Consider the following 20,463-nt stretch of genomic DNA (forward strand, 5'->3'; position numbering starts at 1 on the left):
GCCTGGTCACACTGGCGCCGACAACGCCAACTCCAAGCCCGAACCAGCCACTACCGAAAACGCGGCTACCCCTGAACTGCCGTTGCAGTACTAAATTTGGAATCCCACCTCCCCCGACTAGCGCACCGCTGCGGTTGAACCAGTAGCGCCCACCCCACAGCGCGGTGGTGCCGGTCGACAGCCCGCCGATGAGCGCGAAGAACGCAACCTAGCGCGCCTGCCCTCGCTCCAGGCAAGCGCGCTTTCGGGAGTCTCAGCGGGGATCGATCGGGCGAACTCCAGTGCAGCCCACAGTGCACCGCCCGCCTGCTGACCTCGCCAGCACGGAGCGGACCGCTCGGGCGGGGCATGCCCGAGCGGTCCGCGTGGCGCGGTCGAGCGGAAGCCGCTTCGCGCTGCGATGGGGCGAACACCGCAGCGCGTTCCGCCCACCGCGCCACGTTCAGGTCAGGTCACCAGGGAAAGTTGGGCCCACCGTTGCCACCAAAACCGGGGCCACCGATGCCGAAGCCACCGAAGCCGAAGCCACCGGGGCCACCGAAACCGCCGTGGCCACCGCTGTTTCCGTCACCGCCGGAGCCACCGTCACCGCCGCCCTGGCCGCCACCGGTTCCGCCGCCCTGACCGCCGTCGCCACCGTTGATCACGTAGTTGTCCCAGCCGCTGTGCAGCGGGAAGGTCGACATGACCGTGCGTGCGGGCAGGAACTCGAGGCGCTGCTCGTCCAGTTCTTCGAAGCTCAACGGTCCAGTCTCGTCGAACACCTGGTCCTCCTCTTGTTGCGCGGGCTCGGAATGCTCGGCGGAGATCGATGCCGGAACAAGGTCACACAATCCCCCCAGATCCCCCATCCAATGCCCCATTTTCGTTGGCATCAGAACGCAGGGTAAACGCCACGCAGAGGCAGCGCAGTCCGAAATCAACACAATACCTAGATCAATGGAAAACCCCTGCTCAACGACACCGCGAACACATCTGGACAACATTTTCGAAGAATCTAGACGCACTACCTCAAATTCATTAGAACGTGATTTCTCGAACCATTATCCAACACTGACGAGCAAGACGATCCGACATTCCGAGACATCTTGCCGTTCCGGGAGCAGAACAGCGGCCACCCAGGTGGGTGATCGCAGATATTTCCCCCAACATCACTCTCCCGGCACCCACCACCGCTGGTTTGTTCGGCCTAGACTTCCGCGCTGTTTGGCCTAGCCGTAACCATCTTCGGTAAGGAGCAGTGCCGATGCGCAATCGTCCACATCGGACCACGTGGGCCGAAACCCCCACCGTTACCTGCGACCCGACGTTGCGGACCGACGCCAGGATCTGGCGCTGGGGACCGCTGCCGAGCGCCGCGCTGCTCGCGGTGACCTTCAGCCTCGCGGCGATCCCGTCGGCTCAAGCCGCGCCGCCGTCCTGCACCCGCACGCCCAACGGCTCGGGGATGGACATCGTCTGCGACCGCGGCGTCCCGGAGGGAACCGTCGTCGAAGGCACCGACGGCAACGACCGGTTCTACCTCAACGGCGCCGTGGCAGGCACCATCAACGCCGGTGCCGGCGACGACCTCATCGTCGTGACCGGCCGCGCCGGAGGCAACGGAGGCAAGGGCGGCAACGGCCACCTCGACGGCGGCCGCAGCGGCGACGTCCGCGACGGCGAGAACGGCGGCGAGAACGGTGGCAGCACCGGCGGGACGGCCGGGGTCGACGGCGCTTCCGCGCGAGCTGGCGGCAGCGCCGGGACGGGTGGTCACGGCGGAACCGGTGGCGCAGGCGTGACGGAGACCGGCGTGATCAACGGCGGCACCGGCAACGACACGATCATCATCACCGGCGGCAAGGGCGGCAACGGCGGTGTGGGCGGCGACGGTGGCCCGGGCAGCGCCAATCCCGCGGACTCCCGCGGCGGCAAGGGTGGCAACTCCGGCGACGGCGGCACCGGCAACCTCGGCCACATCTACCCCGGCGACGGCGAGAACACCATCACGATCACCGGTGGCGACAGCGGCACCGGCGGAATCGGGGGCCGCGGCGGCAACGCCGTGCCGGACGCCCGCAGCGGGAACGGGGGTGACGGCGGCAACGGCGGCGGTGGCAGCACAAAGGCCAACGGTCGCGGCGGCGCCGGCAACGGCCAGACCGGCACCATCGTCAGCACCGGCACCGACGACATCACCGTCCAGGGCGGCAAGGGCGGTCGAGGAGGTCGCGGCGGTGACGGCGGATCCGCCTACGAGATGAACTCCCGCGAGGCCGCGACCACGGAGAACGAGGTCGAGGGCAGCGGCGGCAAGGGCGGAACCGGTGGGGCGGGCGGTGTGGCCAACATCGGCAACATCATGTCCCAGGACGGCGCTCGGGCCACTGTGAACACCATCAGCGGCGCGGGCGGCGACGGCGGCGACGGCGGTACTGGTGGCGACGGGATCACCCCCGGCATCCCCGGGCTCCGCGGTCTCAACAGCGTCGCCGACACCGGCGGCACGGGCGGCAGCGGCGGTCCCGGCGGCCACCTCGCCGCGACACCGGAGGCCGATCGACGGAACCCCTGAACACCTGGTCTCGCAGCGAAAACCGACGCAACGCGCACGGCGGTCCCACGAGAGGCGCACTCCTAGCGGGTGATTCGAGGTGCGTCCTCGGCCCGGTGCTTCTACGTTCTGCCCCGTGCGCCAGGAACGTGCCACTGGAGCGCGATCCTCGAGGGGGTGGCCTCGTTCCGGTTCTTCCGGTGGATTCACTGAGTTTGCGAAGGAGCACCTGATGCCACGATCCTCTGGACCGCTGAGCGATGCCGAACTGGAAGCCCAGCGCGTGGAGTTCCTGCCGGCGCGCACGGTCATGTCGACCTTCTGGCTTCCGTGGAACGGCTCGGACGTCGTAGTCCTCGACTCGCCACCCAACCACATCGATGCCTACGGGGACAACGACATCACGTCCACCGGTGACATCAACGGTGGTACCGGCGGCACCGGTGGCGGAACCGGTGGTGGTCAAGGCGGCGGCAACGGCGGCAATGGCGGCGACGGCGGCCCCGGCGGCAATGGCGGTGACGGCGGCGACGGCGGCGACGGCATCGGCGGTGACGGCATCGGTGGCAACGGCACCGGAGGCACCGGAGGTGGAAACCCGAGGTGACGTCGGTGGTGCGCCGGGCATGTGACGGTGCACCACGGGTCGGCGGGCGCACTGAATCTCGTGCGCCCGCCGACCGCACAGCACTCCGAGGAGTCGTGATGGCCGCTGAGGAGCACCAGACCGGGGAACCCGCGGCCGAACAACCCACCGTGCCCGCCCTCGTCGCGGGCACCGAACTGATCGGCCAGTACCAGGGCTCCGGCCACCGCGAGCCGCCCTACCTGGTCCGTCGCGTCGACGGCCAGATCCTGCAGCTCTCCCACCTGCTCTACCTCGTGGCCGTCGGGCTCGACGGCCAGCGCAGCTACGCGCAGCTCGCCACCGAGCTCAGCACCAACTGGGGTCGCGAGATCACCGCCGAGCAGGTGTCCTACCTCGTCGAAACCCGGTTGCGCCGTGCGGGAATCGTGGCGACCGACTCCGCATCGGACCAGTCCGCACCGCTGCTCAAGGGCCGGGATCGGTTGCTGGCGTTGAAGTTCCGGGTCGCGTTGGTTCCCGAGCACGTCGTCGCGGTGATCGCGCGGATCTTCCAACCCCTGTTCTGGCCACCGATCGTGGTCCTCGCACTGGTCGCTTTCATCGCGGCCGAGACCTGGCTGGCCGTTCGGGGTGGAGTCGCTCAGCTGCTGGCAGGTGCGCGGGAGTTGATAGACCGGCCGGAGCAGATCCTGCTGGTGCTCGGCGTGCTCATCGTCGCCGGGATCTTCCACGAGTTCGGGCACGTCGCGGCCTGCCGGTACGGCGGCGCGCGGCCGGGAGCGATGGGCGTCGGCATCTACCTGGTGTGGCCCGCGATGTACAGCACCGTCACCGATTCCTACCGGCTGAGCCGGGGTGGCCGGTTGCGCACCGACCTGGGCGGCGTCTACTTCAACGTGCTGGCCATGCTGGTGATGATCGTGATCTTCACCCAGACCGGCCTGCCCTGGTTGCTGGTCGCGCTCGTGGCCTGGCAGGTGTCGACGGTCTGGCAGTTCGTGCCGTCGGTCCGGCTGGACGGCTACTACATCCTCAGCGATCTGGTCGGCGTCCCGGACCTATTCGACCGGATGGGGCCGGTCCTGCGCAGCATGCTGCCGGGGCGTCCGCCGCACCCCCGCGTCCGGGAGCTGAAACCGTGGGCACGGTGGGTGATCACGGCTTGGGTGGTGCTGGTGATCCCGTGCCTGGCTTACTGGATCATCGGATTCCTGCTGCTCGCGCCGAGCGTGCTGCCCGTGGTGTGGGAAGCGCTGGGGGCGCACTGGCACGGCGTGGGCAGTGCGATCCGAGCGGGTGAGGCGGCGACGGCCGTCGTCGGCGTCATGCGGATGTTCCTGCTGGTGCTGCCGTGGGCCGGGATCACGCTGGTGCTCTACAACCTCGGCCGCAGCCTCACGCGCCGCATCCGCCGCTGGCGTTCCACAGTGGATACCCGAAGAACGTGATCATCTTGAGCACCGATGCATCTCGATCAACTTGCCAAGCACTGCACCTCACTTGGCCGCGTTCTCGCTCGCGAGAACGGCACTACCTGCTTTGGGGCAGCGAAGGAGCGGGGCCAAGTGACCGCCGTCGCCCTCGGCGAACGCGGTGAGCATTGATATCGCGTTGGCGCGGTCGGCTTCGTCCGGCTCCGGCGCGGCGAGTTCCTGCTCCAGCATCCAGGTTTCGAGCATGATCGAGTAGCCGATCAGCACGTCCGGTCCGCCCGCCTGTGCCAGTGCGGATTCGGCGATGTCGCGCATCACCGGCTGCAACGGCTTGCGCTCTGCAGGGTCTCCCGGGCCGAACGCGATCTTGACCATCTCGTTGAGGTCGATCGCGATGGGAGCGATCACGGCGAACTCGAAGTCGAGCAGCGCAGCGACCGATCCTTCGTGCCAAAGCGTGTTCGGCGCGCACAGGTCGCCGTGGTTCAGCGCGTGCGGCGCCTTCGGGATCTCATCCCAAAACCGCTCGAGTGCCTGTTGGAGACCGCGCGTTTGACGCTCGATGAGCGCACCAGCCGCGACGATCCGATCGAGCGATGCCTCTAGCGCTGCCGGGTTGTCCGGGAAGAACGGCGAGCGGCTGCGGGCGTGCGGGGAAGCTGCGACCACGTCGACGTCGTGGACGTGGCGGGCGCGCTCCCACATCTGCTCGACCGCTCGCGAGCGGGCCGCATCGTCCAGCGACGACCAGATCTCGTCCAGGTTCTCCCCGACCACTCGCCTGGTGAGCACCCATTCGTGTCCGTCGCGCACGCCGGCGTCGAGCACCGCCGGGTACCCGACTTCCTCCGGGAGCAGTTCGACCAGCTTCAGCTCTCGGAGCAGGTCCCCCGTGCCAGGCTCGGTCGCGACGCGGATGACGACGTCGTCGGCGAGCCAGGTGTGGTTGGTCCAGCCCCTCCCCCGCTGAGCGCCGCAGAAGTCGACCCCGTGTTCGCCGAAGATCTCCGCCGCCACCCGGCTGGTGCTCGCGTTCTCCACGAAACCGATTTTATCGATTACTGCAAAGGTTTTTCGGACGCAGCGTCAACACCGCGTCCGGCCCGGTGCGGTCCTCGTACGGATTCCGTCAAGCCGAGTGCCCGAGTTCACCCCGGCGGCGTCTACTGGAGGAGTCAGCAGCGGATCTGCCCGAGGAGGCGTCTCGGATGGCGCACCTGTTGTGGACCGTCGGTTTGATCGCGATCTTCCTGGGCGTGGCGTTGACGTTGCGCGGACTGACCAGGTGGCGGTGAGGCACCTGCCGCAGGAGGCGGTGGCGATGCGTGAATCCAGCCCGCCCGTCGCCGGGGCCGCAACGGCCTCCGCGGTGGGGTTCTTCGTGGCGGTCGCCGGGATGGTGCTCGCCAGTGCGGCGTCCTGGTGGTCGGGCCAGCCGACCGCGGCGCTGGCCGTGCTGTGCCTCGTCGTCTTCGGCTACGCGTGCGCGATCCGGAGCATGCCCGGCGCGCTGATGACAGCACTGCTGTGCTGGATGATGTTGAACAGCTTCGTGATCCACGCGCGCGGCGACCTGATCTGGGAGGGTTCAGCCGACCTGGTCAGGCTGGGCGTGCTCGCGGGGGTGGCGGTCGTCGGTACCGCATGGGGCTTGGCGGCGACCCGCTCGCACGAGCAGCCGGAGCCGCAGATCCCGACCGCTCGGCACGCGCCCGAGATCGAGCGCGTCCGACCGCTGGAACCGTTGAATCACGGGTAGCAGTACGAATCCGAGGAGGCGTCACCGCCTTCGAGCCGCACCTGATGCACGCGCAACCCGCGGAACTGCTCCCCGTGCGGGAAGAACGCCTCGTCGACGGTCAGGCCTCCGGCGCCCGGGTCGGTGTCGAGCTTGGCCAGCCAGGCGCCCACACCGTCGGGGTAGAACTGGTCGTCCCACGCGCCGTACAGCGAGTTCGTCAGGTAGATGCGGCGCCCGTCCCGGCTGACCTCCACCATCTGCGACCCGCCCGTCAGCGGCTCGGCAGGAGCAGCCGGGTGCGCGGCGCGAGCGGTGATGCCGCCGAGGCGGACCGATCCGGTCTCGCGCGGATGCGCCGGGTCGGTGACGTCGAACTGCTTGAGCTCACCGGTCCCCCAGCACGACACGTACAGGAACCGGTCGTCCACGGACAGGTTGATGTCGGTCACCAACGGGGGAACCGCGCCGAAGGGCCGCAGCGCGGGCGGTAGCTGGTCGGCCGGTGCCGGTTCAGCGGGAACGGTGATCACCTTCTCCGCCCGCCACTCGTCGTCGGCCCGGAACCACCGCCACACCGACGCCGACAGGTCCTCGGTGCTGACGACCACGCCGGCGAACCCCCAGGTGGCGTTCGGGTCGTGCGAAGGCCGCAGTTCGAGGACCATCTGGTGCTGCGCTCCGAGGTCGACGCGCTGGACGTGCCGTCCCTCGGCCAAGTCCCAGAAGTGCAGGGCGTGCCCGTACTCGTTGCGCAGCAGCAGGTCGGGGTCGAGGCCGTTCTCCAACATCGACGGCGTGCCCCATTCACTGGTGATCATCGTGTTCCGGTTGAGGTGCCACCAGACGTCGTAGGCCAGGCGCTGCGGCCCCCGGTCGACCTCCCAGGCGCGCACCACGTCGAAGGTGTCGTGGTCGAGCACCGCGATGCCGCCCGGACCGTCGGCTCCGTCGGCGGCACCGAGGCAGGACAGGTAGATCCCGTCCGGTCCGCAGTGCAGGGTGTGCGGCCTGGAGTAGCCCGCCTTGGCCGCGAGCTCCTCGGCCGCCACGGTCCGCACGAGCTTCGGGTGGCGGGGATCCGGGTGGGTGTCGAAGACGTGCAGTTTCGACGAGCGGATTCCGGGCAGCAGCAGGTAGCGGCGTTGCAGGCCGCTGGTGTGGTGACCGGCGTGCGCGAAGGCGCTGCTGCAGGCGTTCCACCCGAAGTGGTGCAGCTCGTCACCGCGGGTCGGCAGGTCGACCCAGCCGACCACTTCACCGAAGGTCGCCGATTCCGGATCGGTGTCTATCGCGGTGAGGGCATCTGGTCGCTCGGCGGTCCGGTCGAAGGCGACGACGTAGGCCAGGCGCTCCGCCGGGGCAGCGATGGCTTCACCCGGGCTGCGGTAGAAGGTCGGATCGACGTCGCGCTCGGTTGCCGAGCTCATGGCTGCTCCTAAACGAGGACGGTGTCCTCTCCCAGGGTGACCGACGCCAGGTGATGCGGCGAGCTAGCCGACGGCTCGCATCAGGCGGAGCTGCCCGATCTCGGCGACGTTCTTCATCAGCTCGGCGTTCACCCAGGCCACCATGTGCGCCACGGTCTTGTCCGGGTCGCCCGGCCACGGGAATGGCGCGGGGCCGTCCAGCTCCACGTCGGTCAGCCGGTCCAGCACCGAAGACCACTCGTCGTGCAGTCCGCGCAACCACTCGACTGCGGCTTCGTCACCGGGCCACCGGACGTCGGTGCGCTCGGTCGGCGGCCTGCCCTGCGCGTGATCGATGGTCACCGTCCACCACCAGCCGAGATGCCAGGTGATCCAGGCGATCGTGGGAACCGGGATCGGATCTGGCTCGACCTCGGCGAAATCCGGTTCCCAGCCGCCATCGGCACCGCGCCGCACCGTCCAGCAGACCTCGGCGGGCTCCCACCGGAAGTCCCCGGGCTTCAGCTCGGCGAGGTGGACTTCGAACAGCGACCAGGTCAGGTCGAACTGCCAGCGCAGCAGTTCAGCACGCGATGCGGACACACATCGGATCATGACACGGCCCACGGCCCGGGGGACAACGGTTTTCGGCTGCGGCTCATGCGGGTGAAGCGCTGAGCGGAGCCGTCCACAGCACCCTGGTCCCGCCGGTCGGCAACCGCTCCACCGTGCACCGGCCACCCATCTGCACCGCTCGCTCGGCCAGGTTGTGCAGGCCGCTGTGCGCGACCGTGCTCTGGATGCCGATCCCGTTGTCGGTGACGTCGATGGTCAGGTCGTCGTCCAGCGAGATCGTCACCGACAGCTCCGAGGCCTGGGCGTGCCGGACGGTGTTGCTCACCGCTTCCAGCACCACCGACTCGGCGTGCTCGGCCAGCCGCGACGGCAGCACGTCCAGCGGTCCGGACATCCGCATGGTGATCCGGATCGGGTTGTCGCCCACCACGTCGGTGACCACGCGCTGCACCCGGTTGCGGAACCCGCTCGGGTGTTCGGCGGCGACCTGCAGGTCGAAGATGCTGGCGCGGAGGTCCTGGATCACCTCGTGCAGCTGGTCGATGTGCTCGGTCAACCGGTCCGCGACGCCGGTTGTGCGCGACGCCCGGCGCTGGGTGCCCTGCATGGCCATGCCTATGGCGAACAGCCGCTGGATGACGTGGTCGTGCAGTTCGCGGGCAATGCGATCCCGGTCGGCCAGCACGTCCAGCTCGCGGCGCGCGGCCTGCGCCTCGGCCCACCGCAATGCCAACGCAGCCTGGTCGGCGAACGACGACACCACCAGCAGCTTCTCCTCGTCGAACCCCTTGGCCCCTGCCCGCCGCACGGCCAGCAGCACGCCGGAGATGGTGCCTTCCGCCCGCATCGGCACCGCGAGCGCCGGTCCGAGCTCGACCGCGGCACCCTCGACCGTGGACAGGTTGGGGACGTTGCGCGGCACCCGTTCCCGGAACACCTGCCCCGCCACCGAACCCTCGACCGGGATCGACCGCCCCACCAGGTCTTCGACGCCAGCACCGGCCGAGACCGTCACCGTCAGCTCCTCGATCTCGACGTCGTCGCCGCGCGCGGGCACCGCGAGCAGCGCGTAGTCGGCCTGCGTCAGCTCAGACGCGCGCTCGGCGATCACCTGGAGCGCGTCTATCGGATCGGTGCCCGCCAGCAGCTCCGCGGTGATCTCACCAGTGGCATCCAGCCAGCGCTCGCGGCGGCGGACTTCCTCGAACAACCGGGCGTTGTCGACCGCGATACCGGCCGCGCCGGCCAACGCCTGCAGCACGACCTCGTCGTCCTCGGTGAATGCGCCACCACCGAGCTTCTCGGTCAGGTACAACCTGCCGAAAACCTCCTGCCGAGCCCGGATCGGCACCCCGAGGAACGTGCGCATCGGCGGGTGGTGCGCGGGGAAACCCACCGAAGCCGGGTGCTCGGAGATGTCGTCCAGCCGCAGCAGTTTGTCCGCCTCGATGACCACCCCCAGCACCCCGCGCCCGGTGGGCAGATGCCCGATTCGACGGGTGGTCTCCTCGTCGATGCCGTCGTACATGAACCTGCTGAGCGTGCCGTCGGGCGCCAGTACCCCGATCGCGCCGTAGCGGGCGTCGACGAGATCGATGGCGGTGCGCACGATGCGCCGCAGCACGGAGTCCAGTTCGAGTTCCGAGGAGATGGCGAACACGGCCTCCAGCAGGACGTCCATCTGGTCCCGCAGGCCGACGATCTCCTCGATGCGCGCCTGCACCTGGGACAGCAGCTCTTTGAGCCGCAACCGGGAAAGGGCGCCCACCACAGATGACGCGGTCCCCTCCCGCAATTCCTCCGGCCCAGGTGAGTCAGCCCTGCTCACGACCCCACTCTGACAGGCCGCGCGCGGCCCGGCGAGCGCTTCACGATTCCGGGTGGCGCAGTCGGGTGGCCAGCACCGCCGCCTGGGTGCGGCTCTGCAGACCGAGCTTGCTCAGCAGCCGCGAAACGTAGTTCTTGACGGTCTTCTCGGCCAGGAACATCCGGTCTGCGATCTGCCGGTTCGTCATCCCCTGCCGGATGCAGTCCAGCAGGATCCTCTCTTGCCCGGTCAGGTCCGGCAGCTTCGAGGTGCCGTCCAGTTCCGCGCGCAACTTGTTCACCAGCGCAGCGGTTTCCTGCTCACCGAGCAACGGCTTGCCCGCCCCGACCCGGCGCACGGCCGAGGCCAGCTCCATGCCCTTGATGTTCTTCACGACGTAGCCCGCAGCCCCGGCCAGCATCGCGTCGAGCATGGCCTGCTTGTCCGTGAAGGAGGTCAGCATGAGGCACTGCAGCCCCGGAACGCGGGACCGCAGTTCCCGGCACAGCTCCACCCCGTTGCCGTCCGGCAGCCGAACGTCCAACACCGCCACGTCGGGGCCGATCGCGGGGATGCGGGCCAGCGCCTCGCCGACCGAAGCGGCCTGCCCGACCACCGACAGGTCTTCCTCGGAGTCGAGCAGGTCGACCAGTCCCAGCCGCACGACCTCGTGGTCGTCGACCAGGAAAACGGTGGTCACAGCGGTCCCGTCCACATCCCCACTGTAGGAGCGGTCGGCCTCAGCCGCCGGTGCGGAAGGTGAAGCGGGCCTTGCCGATCCACAGCTCGTCACCATCACCGAGCTCAGCGATGTCCACCGGACGCCGGTTCAGATAGGTGCCGTTGAGCGAACCGCCGTCCACCACGACGTACTGGCCGTTCCGTAACCGCAGCTCGGCGTGTACGCGCGACACGGTCATGTCCTCGACCACGATGTCGCAGTCCCGATCTCGCCCGATCGTGATGCGCGGTCCATCGAGCGCGAAGCCGGTGCCCGCGTCCGGTCCCCGGTTGATGACCAACCGGGGCCGCCCGCTCGACTCGTCGGTGCCGCGCGGTGCCGGAACGACCTGAGTGGTCGGCACGGACTCCAGCAGCGTCCGGATCGTCTCCTCGGCCTCCGCGACACCAGTAGTTGCGGACGCCTCGAACCGGGTGTCATACATGGTCGTACTCCTCGCAGAAAGGCACGGAAATCGCTCGGACTGCCCCGACCAGGACTGGGCGACTACAGTCAGCATGCCGAACAACCACGCTCCGTGGCCAGGACCTTTGTCCCCACTGAGCCGCTGAAGACCGTGACGATCGCCACTCCGCGCACGAATGCGCGCAACCAGGCGGCAATCCGGCGACTCGGCACCGCCGACCGGCCGAGCGACCCCAGGTCACCCGGAGTGACGCGTCGGGCTCCACACCAGCCACTTGTCGGCCACCGCCGACTCCAGGTCGATCCCGTGGTGCCGGGCCAGCAGCAACACCTGGCACGCGACGTCGGCCAGCTCGGCGCGGAAGTCGCCGGCCAGTTCGGCCGCGTCCTTCCCCTTGCCCCGCGCTTGCCCGGTCATCATCAGGAACGCCTGCGTCAGCTCACCGACCTCTTCGTTCAGCTTCAACAGGTGCCACGTCGCGCTCCGCTCAACGCCGAACTTGCTCGCGTAGCGCTCGGACACGGCTTCGACCTCGTCGCTCAACTCACCCAGATGCACGCGCACGACGCTACGAACACCCACTGACAAGCATTGCCCGATCTCTGTCAGTCGAGGGCGCGACGGCGCTCCAGGAAGACGGTGTCGCGCCAGACGCCGTGGTGCTGAGCGATGCGCTCCCGGATGCCGATGGTGCGAAATCCGGCCGCGTGGTGCAGGGCGAGGCTGGCGCGGTTCTCCGGGAAGATCGAGGTCTGCAACGTCCACAGCCCACCGACGTCGGCAGCGGCGACCTGCTTGCGCACCAGCACCTTGCCCACACCGCGTCCGCGGAAGCCATCACCGACGTAGAGCGAAGTCTCGGCCACCCCGGCGTAGCACTCCCGACCGGAGACCGGCGTCATGGCGGCCCAACCAGCGACCTCGCCGTCCACCACGGCAACCCACCGGTGGTGGGCAATCCACTTCGCCTCCAGCGCCGCACGCCTCGGCACCTCGGTTTCGAAGGTGGCATCACCGGTAGCGATGCCCTCGCCGTAGATCCGCCGCACAGCGGGCCAGTCCCCCTCCTCGAGCGCACGAACGATCACGTCATCGGGAAGATCTCGCATCGCCATCACCCGAGTATCGCTCCACCTCACGGTGCCACCTCAATCAAGCTCTGCACCGAGGTTCGCTCGAAAATCAGCAAGACCACTGATGATTCGGAGCAGCTTTCTCCCCTTCCCCGATCGCTCCGGAATTGTCGCGGCGTTCGTTCGTGGGAATTCGGCGAAATGCTGGCAGCCAGCGGATTTCGGGTGACATGATCAGGACGATCGCATCGTGGGGATGCACCGCCATGGGGGAGGCAATTCCTTGCTGAGGCCCTTGCTGCCGGACGATCCGCGCGAGATCGGGCCATACCGTTTGCGGAACCGGCTGGGACGCGGCGGGATGGGTCAGGTGTACCTCGGCGTGTCCCGGGGTGGTCGGCTGGTCGCGGTCAAGGTGGTCCGGCCCGAGCTCGCCGACGATGCGGACTTCCGGCGGCGGTTCGCGCGAGAGGTCACCGCTGCACGTGCCGTGGCGGGCTTCTACACCGCCCCGGTGGTCGACGCCGACCCCGATGCCGATCCGCCGTGGCTGGTCACGGCCTACATCTCCGGCCCCACCCTGTACGAAGCCGTGCAGCAGCAGGGCCCCTTCCGCCGAGCGCGATCGGCGCTCTCGGAGCAGGTCTGGCCGAAGGGCTCGGAGCGATTCACGCCAGCGGCGTGGTGCACCGCGACCTCAAACCCGGCAACGTGATCCTGGCCGAAGACGGCCCGCGAATGATCGATTTCGGCATCGCCCGAGCGATGGACGAAACCCACACCGTGGACATCCTCGGAACACCCCCGTTCATGTCCCCGGAACAAGCAACGGGCGCCCAAGTCGGCGCACCGGGCGACGTGTTCTCCCAGGGCGCGCTGCTGGTGTTCGCCGCAACCGGCCACAGCCCGTTCGGCACCGGCCAACCGCAGGCCATCCTGTACCGCGTCGTGCACGAAGAGCCGGACCTATCAGGCCTCACCGAGCTGCCCGGTGAACTGACCGAGCTCATCGCCGCGTGCTTGGCCAAGGCCCCGGAAGCCCGCCCGAAGGTACCGGACCTGCTCGACTCGCTAGCCGCGCTGAAGGGTGACACCCAGTGGCTTCCGGCGGGGATCATCACGATGATCGCCGAACACCGGACGGCCGCCCTCGCCGCGACCAGGGTCGACCCGCAAGCCGGCCAGCCTCCTGCGCAACCACCAAGTCCCCCGCCGACCAAACCGTCTTGGCTCCCCGCTCTCGGCTGGGCACTCGGCGCCTGCGCGCTGGGCGTGCTGATCACGCTCGCCGCGATCGACAGCAGTTCCGGCACGAGCGACCCGACGCCGACCACATCGGCCGAGTCCGAAACCGACACATCCACTTCGGACTACTACGACACCGAAACGTCGTCCTCCGAGGAGGAGACGACGACCGAGGAAACGACCACCACCGACGAGGAAACCCTCGACGACGCATCAACCGACCAAACCCCGTTCACGCTGGACGCGTTCATGCCGGACGACTTCACCGACGACAGCGGCAGACATCACCGGTACGAGGCGGGCTCCACGAGGTCGTGCACCGATTACGCCTCCGACGAGGTGGCGTCAGTGCTGACCAGCAACGGCTGCTCGGAGATGCTGGTGGCCAACTTCGTCGACGACGACTCGGAAATCCTTACGACGGTATGGGTCTACCCGTTCGCCGACTACGCCACCGCAGACACCGTCTACAACGACTTCGATGCCAAGAACTTCATGCACCTCGGCTGCTGGGACCCGAACTCCGGCCCCGGATCAGGGGTGTGCGACGGCGACACCGACGCCGCGGACGAGTGGCAGTACATCGGCCAGGACCACCGCTACGTGGTCGTAGCGCAGTCCAAGTGGATCGACCTGCGATCGGACGGGTCGGGCGACGAACAGCTGAAGTCAGCGGGCAGCCAGGCCCGGAGCTCCGCCAGCCCTGACAACTACTACGGCAACTGACCGAGTCCAATTCTCTTGAACGAGATTCACTTTATTCCATAACGATTTTCGTATTTTTACACCGCGATGATCACCTGATCGTGCGACCGAAATTCGGTCGAATTCTTGTTCGGAACGTCGGCACAATTGGATGCATGACACCGTTGCTGACCATCCCGAACACGGCGCCCGATGCCAGTGCGCTCGTGTCCTCGGCCGCACCCGGGCCCGTTGGTGGCCCGCCGTGTGCTGCCGGGTCGCGGGTGGGCTCGATGGCGTCTTACACGGAGGGCGCACTCAAGCTGAAGCACGCCTCGATCATCTCCCGCTGCCTGCGCGCACTACCTGAACTCGCACGCCACCGAGCAGGCGAGATTCCATCGACTACAACGCCCAGAAAAAGAAAACCACCGCACACGGACCAACCAAAGCAACCCACAACACGCCGAAGGCGTCAAACACCCACCACCGGCAAGCCCCAAAGCCAACCCGCCAGACAACCGCGAAAAGAACCCCGGAGATGCACGGAACCACCCCCACGGAACCCATCACCAGCCGCCACCCCGCGACCACCTCAACGGCTCCGAGAAACGGAAGTCCATCCCACACCGGGTCATCCCCGTGACAAAAAGCCAAACCGGGGCTGTGGCTGGATGTCAAGCCTGCAAACCCGGAGGGGCGGCCGCAAGGCCGGGCTTGACTTCCAGCCACAGCCCCCACAATCCACGAAATCACGGGGATGACCCCACCAACAACGGAACCTCCACAAGTCCCAAGCACCTTGAAAACTCAAGAGTGGAAACCCAAGCCGCCCCGCAGGAAACGGAGCAACATCCTCGAGAAGGACGAGCTCCGATCCCGGCCGATAGGAGCAGTGCCCGCCCGGACGAACTCCGGGCGGGCACTGCAACGGAACTCCACGGATAGAGCCTCGGCGGACTACTTGACCGCCCCCATGGACAGACCACGAACGAGGTGGTTCTGAGCAGCCCAACCAATGATCATCACCGGCAGAGAAGCCAAGAAGGCGGCGGCGCTGAGCTGCGCCCAGTAAAGGCCCTCACTGGTGATGAACCCGACCAGGAAGACGGGAACGGTCCCGGCCTGAGCAGCAGTCAGGTTGACCGCGTAGAAGAACTCCGTCCAGGAGAAGATCACGCAGATCAGCGCCGTAGCAGCGATGCCAGGCGCCACCACCGGAAGCACCACCCGGAACAACAGGGTCGGCAGCTTCGCCCCGTCGATGCGCCCCGCCTCCACCATCTCCTTGGGCACTTCCAGGAAGAACGAGCGCATCATCCAGATCGCCAGCGGAAGGTTCATCGCCGTGTACAGGACTACCAGCGCCCAGACGTTGTCCAGCATCTTGAGGTTCTGCGAGATCACGTACAGGGGGATGATCGCCGCGACGATCGGCAGCATCTTCGTGGACAAGAAGAACCCCAGCGCGTCCCGGGTCCCTGGCACTGCGGAGATGGACAGCACGTACGCCGCAGGCACCGCCAGCAGCAACACGAGCAGCGTGGACACCACCGTGACGAACGCCGAGTTCGCCAAGTACGGGAGGAATCCGCGCTCCAGGACGCCGGCGAACTGCTCCAGCGTCGGGGTGAACAAGACCTTCGGCGGGTTGGTGTAGGCATCGTTCTCCTGCTTGAACGAGGTCAGCACCATCCACAACACGGGGAACACGAACAGGATCGCGATCAGCCAGGTCAACGCGGTCAGCGCCCAGCGGCCGAGTGGGTTGCCAGTCCGCATCATCGCACCTCGCTCACGCCGAAGGTCCGGAACATCAGGCGCAGCGCGAAGGTCGCCACGATCAAGGTCAGCACGACCACGATCACGCCCATCGCCGAGGACTGGCCGATGTCGAAGCCCTCGAAGGCCCGCTGGTAGATGTAGAACGGCAGGTTGGTGCTAGCGGTGCCGGGGCCGCCCTGCGTCATCAGGTAGATCGCGTCGAAGCTGTTCACGATGTAGATCGCGCCGAGCAGCGCGGCCAGCTGCAGGTATCGCCCCAGCTGCGGCAGGGTGATCGAGGCGAAGGTCCGCCACCGGCCCGCCCCGTCGACCGCCGCGGCCTCCAGCACCTCCTTGGACTGGCCCTGCAAACCGGCCAGGATCAGCAGCATCATGAACGGCGTCCACTGCCAGATGATCTGCGCCATCACCGACGCCAGCGGGAACTCCGACAACCAGTCGATCTCGGTGCCGAACACGAAGTTCAACAACCCGTAGGTCGGGTCGAACATCGTCGTCTTCCACAGCAGAGCGCCAGCAGCTGGCAGGATGAGGAACGGCGTGATCAGCAGCGTTCGCACCACGCTGCGTCCCAGGAACTGCCGGTCCAGCAGCAGTGCCAAGCCGAGGCCCAGCAGCATCGCCACCAGCACGCACACCACGGTCAGCAGAACGGTGTTGAACATCGCTCCGCGGAACTGGCTGTCGGCGAACACGTCGATGTAGTTGCGCAGACCGACGAAGTGGCGAGAGCCCGGGCGCACCAGGTTCCAGGACTGGAACGAGTAGAACACCGTGAGCAGGAACGGGATCTGGGTGACCAGGATGGTGAACAGCAGCGCGGGCATCAGCGGCGCGCGGCGCAGCCAGGCTTCGCGCGACCACTTCCCAGCGCGTCTGCGGGTCGCCGACCGGTCGACTGCGGTTGTTGTGGTGGCCGTCTGCGTCATCTGGTCTCCCGGTATGCCGCACCGACGGATTCGGCGTATTCCTGGGACTGCTGCAGGGCTTCGTCGACCGAGATCTGCCCGGCGATGGCCGCCGAGAGCTGCTGGCTGACCCGGGTCCCGAGGTCCTGGAACTCCGGGATCCCGACGAACTGGATGCCCGGGTAGGGCACCGGGTTCAGCATGGTGTTGGGCTGGTTCGCGTTGTCGATCCCGGCCAGCGTGGCCGAGGCGTAGGCGTGCGCGGCTTCCCGGTACTCCGGGATATCGTAGGTCGACCGGCGGCAGCCCGGTGGCACCCGGTTCCAGCCGAACTTGGTGCCCACGGTGCGCACGAAGTCCTTGTCGGTCATCCAACGCATGAACCGCCAAGCTGCGTCCTTGTCCTGGGCGACCTTCGGCATGGCCAGCGACCAGGTGTAGAGCCAGCCGCTGGTCTCGGTGCGCGACACCGGAGCGGGCACGTAACCGGACTTGCCGACGACCTCGCTGCTGTCCGGGTCCTCGTTGGTGCCGGCCATGACCGTCGCGTCGTACCACATCGCCGCTTCGCCCTGGCCGTATCGAGTGCCGCACTCGGTGAAGCCAGCGCTGGACGCACCGACCTCACCGTGCTGGCGCACCAGGTCGACGTAGAACTGGGCGGCGGCGCGGAACTCCGGCGAGGTCAGCTGCGCGTTCCAGTTCTCGTCGAACCAGCGGGCGCCGAAGGTGTTCGCCACGGTGCTGAACGGGGCCAGGCTCTCGCCCCAGCCCGGCTTGCCGCGCAGGCAGATCCCGGCCACGCCCGCTTCCTTGTCGTCCAGACGAGCGGCGAAATCGGCGATCTGCTCCCAGGTGGGCCGTTCCGGCATGGTCAGCCCGGCCTTGGCGAACAAGTCCTTGCGGTAGGCCAGGAACGACGATTCCCCGTAGAAGGGCACCGCGTACATCGAGCCGTCGTGGGACAGCGAATCGCGGATGCTGGGGATGAAGTCCTCCGCGTCGTAGCCCGGGCTGGCGTCGATGTAGGGCTGCAGGTTCTCCAGCCAGCCGTTCGCCGCCCACTGCGGGGTCTCGTAGTTGCTGATCATCACCACGTCGAACTCGCCGCCCTCGGTGGCGGTCGAGGCAGTGATCTTCGCGCGCGCCTGGTTCTCCGGCAGCTGCACGAACTTCAGCTTGATACCCGGGTTGTCGCGCTCGAACTGGTCGGACAACGCGATGGCGTCCTCCATCTGCGGGTTGGACACGATCGCCACGACCAGCGTCCGCCCGCCCGCGCCGAGCGCCCCGGCTCCCGCGCATCCGCTGAGCAGCAGGGCGACGACCGCGAGCACGGCCAGCTTGGCTCTACTTCTCATCAACGCCTCCCGGCAGGACCTGCACCTTCAGCCCGGCGCCGCTGCGCATCAGATCCAGCGCGGCGGGGAACTCCTCCAGCGGCAACGTGTCGGTGAGCAGCTCGTCGGTGTCGATGGCACCGGACGCGACCAGGCCCAGCGCTGCGCCGTAGCTGTGCAGCACCGCCATCGAGCCGACGATCTTGATCTCGTCGTTGTAGATGCGGAACGGCGACAGGGAGATCCGCGCCTCGGCCGGGGCGACGCCGAACACCAGCAGCCGGCCACCGCGTCGCAGCGAATCGAAAGCAGCCTCGATCGCGGGCGCGGCGCCGGTGCAGTCCACGGCGGCGTCGAAGCGCTGGTCGAGTTCGGCGACGTCGGTGCTCACCGCGACCGCGCCGAGCTTCGTGGCACGCGCCAGGCGTGCCGCGTTGCGATCGACCACCGACACCTGGGCACCGCCACGCTGGAGCAGCTGCTGCATCAGCAGCCCCATCGTGCCCGCGCCGACCACGAGGAACCGCTCCCCCGCCTCAACACCGATCTGCCGCACACCGTGCACCGCGCAGGACACCGGCTCGACCAGCGCGCCCTGCTGCCAGGTCATGGAGTCGGGCATCCGGTAGGCGGTGCTGGCGGGGATCGCCACGTACTCGGCGAAGGCGCCGTCGACGGTGTCGCCGGTGGCGTTCCAGTTCGCGCAGAGATTGCCGTGGCCCGAGCGGCACGGCGTGCAGTAGCCGCAGAACAGCGACGGGTCGACGGCGACCCGGTCACCGATCTTCCACCCGCCCGGCACGTCCGCGCCGAGCTCGACGACCTCACCGGCGAACTCGTGGCCGGGCACGATCGGGTAGGGCGTGGGTGGGAAGTGCCCGTCGGCGATGTGCAGGTCGGTGCCGCAGATGCCGCACGCACCGACCTTGATCACCAGCTGTCCGTCGCCGGGTTTCGGGTCCGGCACCTCGCCCACCCTGATCGAACCGGGCTGATCGATGATCGCGGCGCGCATGACACCCCTTCCGCTGGCCCGCTCATATGAGCACTGTGGGCCGTTCGTTCCGGCAACTCGCCGAGAATTGAAGGATGATTGCGTACATCCCGTCAACATTTCCTCTCTAGGATGCTCATATGAGCACCCGAAAGATCCGCGCGAGGCTGACCGACACGGCCACGGCAGCATCCATCGCGCACCGGTTCTTCGTCCAGGGCCGGTCCAAGCTGGAGATCGCCCAGGAATTCGGGATCAGCCGGTTCAAAGTGGCCCGGATCCTCACCGCAGCGCAGGAAACGGGCCTGGTCCGGGTCGAGTTCGACCTTCCGGTGCCGATCGACCTCGAGCTGTCGGAGGCGGTGCGGACCAGCTACCGGCTGCGCCGGGTTCTGGTGCTCAATCGAGCGCAATCCAAGGCCGAACGCCCCGAGCTGCGCCGGAGGATCGGCGCGCTGGCAGCAGATCTACTGGCCGAGACCGCCACCACCGAAGATGTGATCGGCCTGTCCTGGGCCCGGTCGGTCAACGCCATGGCGGATGCGGTCCGCACGCTGCCGAAGTGCCCAATCGTGCAGTTGTGCGGGGTGCAAGCGGGCATGGACATGCGCGACCGGTCGGTGGAGACGGTGGGCAGGCTGGCTGACATCTCCGGCGGCTCCGCGTACCCGATCTACGGACCGCTGGTGCTTCCGGACCGCCGCACCACGGAAATACTCCGCAACCAACCGGGCATCGCCGAAACCTTCGACCAGTTCCGCCACCTGACCAAAGCAGTGGTCAGCATCGGCGCCTGGCGACCCGACGAATCCACCGTCTACGACGCCCTGAGCCAACCGGAGCGGGACGCGATCCAGGACCGCGGCGCAATGGCGGAGATCGCCGCACGCCTCTTCGACGCGGACGGCAATGCGATGTCAACGGGCCTGGCCTACCACGTGCTCGCTATCCCGCACGAACAGCTCAGCCAGATCCCCGAGGTAATCGCCCTGGGCTACACGGAACCGAAAGCACGAGCGATCGACGCCGTCCTGCGCTCCAGAGTGGTCACCACCCTGATCACCGACGCCCAAGTCGCCGAAATCCTCCTGAACCACATCGCCGAACGCCCGCTGGCGTAACGACCCAAGGCTGAGCCAGGAACCACGTACCAGAAACGCAAGCGGTAGGTCCGAGTTCCCAACCTCGACTGCTCACG

At 67.8% G+C, this 20,463-nt stretch carries 19 protein-coding genes and 1 pseudogene; 7 read left to right on the plus strand and 13 right to left on the minus strand.

Translation table 11 applies throughout. The annotated features are described in order from the left end of the window. Nucleotides 1-452: 452 nt before the first annotated feature. Nucleotides 453-764 (minus strand): hypothetical protein, encoded by a 312-nt coding sequence (locus ACWCO2_RS25030; protein WP_450130195.1) that lies wholly within the window; start codon nucleotides 762-764, stop codon nucleotides 453-455. 482 nt (nucleotides 765-1,246) lie between these two features. On the opposite strand from ACWCO2_RS25030, the gene ACWCO2_RS25035 reads away from it, so the two are divergent. From ACWCO2_RS25035 to ACWCO2_RS25045, 3 genes are all read left to right on the plus strand, one after another. Continuing rightward, entirely contained in the window at nucleotides 1,247-2,557 is a 1,311-nt protein-coding gene (locus ACWCO2_RS25035) for a hypothetical protein (RefSeq protein WP_450130196.1), read from the plus strand. A gap of 211 nt (nucleotides 2,558-2,768) precedes the next feature. After that, nucleotides 2,769-3,143: a hypothetical protein gene (locus ACWCO2_RS25040; RefSeq protein ID WP_450130197.1), complete on the plus strand. Its 375-nt coding sequence runs from the start codon at nucleotides 2,769-2,771 to the stop codon at nucleotides 3,141-3,143. 98 nt (nucleotides 3,144-3,241) lie between these two features. Further along, the gene (locus tag ACWCO2_RS25045; protein ID WP_450130198.1) at nucleotides 3,242-4,573 is read left to right on the plus strand and encodes a hypothetical protein; all 1,332 of its coding nucleotides are present in this window, start codon (nucleotides 3,242-3,244) and stop codon (nucleotides 4,571-4,573) included. Nucleotides 4,574-4,621: 48 nt separating this feature from the next. On the opposite strand, the gene ACWCO2_RS25050 is transcribed toward ACWCO2_RS25045, so the two are convergent. Beyond that, the gene (locus ACWCO2_RS25050; protein ID WP_450130199.1) at nucleotides 4,622-5,599 is read right to left on the minus strand and encodes a phosphotransferase family protein; all 978 of its coding nucleotides are present in this window, start codon (nucleotides 5,597-5,599) and stop codon (nucleotides 4,622-4,624) included. Between the two features lie 244 nt (nucleotides 5,600-5,843). On the opposite strand from ACWCO2_RS25050, the gene ACWCO2_RS25055 reads away from it, so the two are divergent. Continuing rightward, nucleotides 5,844-6,317: a hypothetical protein gene (locus ACWCO2_RS25055; protein ID WP_450130200.1), complete on the plus strand. Its 474-nt coding sequence runs from the start codon at nucleotides 5,844-5,846 to the stop codon at nucleotides 6,315-6,317. Here the strand turns inward: ACWCO2_RS25055 and ACWCO2_RS25060 are convergent. From ACWCO2_RS25060 to ACWCO2_RS25090, 7 genes and pseudogenes are all read right to left on the minus strand, one after another. Next, nucleotides 6,308-7,726 carry a selenium-binding protein SBP56-related protein gene (locus tag ACWCO2_RS25060; protein WP_450130201.1) on the minus strand — a complete coding sequence of 473 codons (1,419 nt, stop codon included), beginning with the start codon at nucleotides 7,724-7,726 and terminating at the stop codon, nucleotides 6,308-6,310. The two genes, ACWCO2_RS25055 and ACWCO2_RS25060, sit on opposite strands and share 10 nt — an antisense overlap. A gap of 63 nt (nucleotides 7,727-7,789) precedes the next feature. After that, the gene (locus ACWCO2_RS25065; RefSeq protein ID WP_450130202.1) at nucleotides 7,790-8,308 is read right to left on the minus strand and encodes a DinB family protein; all 519 of its coding nucleotides are present in this window, start codon (nucleotides 8,306-8,308) and stop codon (nucleotides 7,790-7,792) included. Between the two features lie 55 nt (nucleotides 8,309-8,363). Continuing rightward, on the minus strand, nucleotides 8,364-10,109 hold the full coding sequence (locus ACWCO2_RS25070) for a GAF domain-containing sensor histidine kinase (protein WP_450130203.1): 1,746 nt from the start codon (nucleotides 10,107-10,109) through the stop codon (nucleotides 8,364-8,366). 40 nt (nucleotides 10,110-10,149) lie between these two features. Next, the gene (locus tag ACWCO2_RS25075) at nucleotides 10,150-10,788 is read right to left on the minus strand and encodes a response regulator (RefSeq protein ID WP_450130257.1); all 639 of its coding nucleotides are present in this window, start codon (nucleotides 10,786-10,788) and stop codon (nucleotides 10,150-10,152) included. A gap of 40 nt (nucleotides 10,789-10,828) precedes the next feature. After that, a complete protein-coding gene (locus ACWCO2_RS25080) occupies nucleotides 10,829-11,254 on the minus strand; it encodes an FHA domain-containing protein (protein ID WP_450130204.1) in 426 nt (141 codons plus the stop codon). Nucleotides 11,255-11,473: 219 nt separating this feature from the next. Continuing rightward, entirely contained in the window at nucleotides 11,474-11,794 is a 321-nt protein-coding gene (locus ACWCO2_RS25085; RefSeq protein ID WP_450130205.1) for a hypothetical protein, read from the minus strand. A gap of 47 nt (nucleotides 11,795-11,841) precedes the next feature. Continuing rightward, a pseudogene (locus ACWCO2_RS25090) lies at nucleotides 11,842-12,339 on the minus strand (N-acetyltransferase family protein); the annotation flags it as partial. Between the two features lie 331 nt (nucleotides 12,340-12,670). On the opposite strand from ACWCO2_RS25090, the gene ACWCO2_RS25095 reads away from it, so the two are divergent. Continuing rightward, nucleotides 12,671-13,024, plus strand: coding sequence for a hypothetical protein (locus ACWCO2_RS25095; protein WP_450130206.1), 354 nt, complete (start codon nucleotides 12,671-12,673; stop codon nucleotides 13,022-13,024). Continuing rightward, nucleotides 12,976-14,280, plus strand: a complete 1,305-nt coding sequence (locus ACWCO2_RS25100) for a serine/threonine protein kinase (RefSeq protein WP_450130258.1) — start codon at nucleotides 12,976-12,978, stop codon at nucleotides 14,278-14,280. The genes ACWCO2_RS25095 and ACWCO2_RS25100 overlap by 49 nt, the downstream gene beginning before the upstream one ends. Nucleotides 14,281-15,198: 918 nt before the next feature. On the opposite strand, the gene ACWCO2_RS25105 is transcribed toward ACWCO2_RS25100, so the two are convergent. From ACWCO2_RS25105 to ACWCO2_RS25120, 4 genes are read right to left on the minus strand one after another with little or no spacing between them, the layout of a single operon-like run. After that, complete coding sequence (locus tag ACWCO2_RS25105) at nucleotides 15,199-16,023, minus strand: carbohydrate ABC transporter permease (RefSeq protein ID WP_450130207.1); 825 nt, start codon at nucleotides 16,021-16,023, stop codon at nucleotides 15,199-15,201. Then, complete coding sequence (locus tag ACWCO2_RS25110) at nucleotides 16,020-16,952, minus strand: carbohydrate ABC transporter permease (RefSeq protein ID WP_450130208.1); 933 nt, start codon at nucleotides 16,950-16,952, stop codon at nucleotides 16,020-16,022. The genes ACWCO2_RS25105 and ACWCO2_RS25110 overlap by 4 nt, the downstream gene beginning before the upstream one ends. Continuing rightward, on the minus strand, nucleotides 16,949-18,292 hold the full coding sequence (locus tag ACWCO2_RS25115) for an ABC transporter substrate-binding protein (RefSeq protein ID WP_450130209.1): 1,344 nt from the start codon (nucleotides 18,290-18,292) through the stop codon (nucleotides 16,949-16,951). Before ACWCO2_RS25115 ends, ACWCO2_RS25110 begins: the two co-directional genes overlap by 4 nt. After that, complete coding sequence (locus ACWCO2_RS25120) at nucleotides 18,282-19,286, minus strand: zinc-dependent alcohol dehydrogenase family protein (RefSeq protein WP_450130210.1); 1,005 nt, start codon at nucleotides 19,284-19,286, stop codon at nucleotides 18,282-18,284. Before ACWCO2_RS25120 ends, ACWCO2_RS25115 begins: the two co-directional genes overlap by 11 nt. Before the next feature lie 119 nt (nucleotides 19,287-19,405). On the opposite strand from ACWCO2_RS25120, the gene ACWCO2_RS25125 reads away from it, so the two are divergent. Beyond that, nucleotides 19,406-20,386: a sugar-binding transcriptional regulator gene (locus tag ACWCO2_RS25125; RefSeq protein ID WP_450130211.1), complete on the plus strand. Its 981-nt coding sequence runs from the start codon at nucleotides 19,406-19,408 to the stop codon at nucleotides 20,384-20,386. Nucleotides 20,387-20,463 lie beyond the last annotated feature (77 nt).

The organism is Saccharopolyspora sp. NPDC002376 (assembly GCF_053593195.1).